Raw genomic sequence first — 444 nt, forward strand, 5'->3', positions numbered from 1 at the left:
TTAGGGAGGGCAGCGGGATGAGCCCGGAGCGGCTTATGCCGCGCAGGGTCGCCCGCTGACAGGCCCGGGAATCTCGATCAAACAGACAACACGCCCTTAAATCCCTACGCACTAAGCTCTAAGCCCTAAGCCCTTCCCAAACAGGCCACCACACACCCCATTTTAGGGAGGGCAGCGGGATGAGCCCGGAGCGGCTTATGCCGCGCAGGGTCGCCCGCTGACAGGCCCGGGAATCTCGATCAAACAGACAACACGCCCTTAAATCCCTACGCACTAAGCTCTAAGCCCTAAGCCCTAAGCCCTTCCCAAACAGGCCACCACACAGCCCATTTTTAGGGAGGGCAGCGGGATGAGCCCGGAGCGGCTTAGCCCGCGCAGGGTCGCCCGCTGACAGGCCCGGGAATCTCGATCAAACAGACAACACGCCCTTAAATCCCTACGCAC

It is taken from the genome of Erwinia sp. B116 (assembly GCF_002865965.1).
Taxonomy (GTDB): Bacteria; Pseudomonadota; Gammaproteobacteria; order Enterobacterales; family Enterobacteriaceae; genus Erwinia.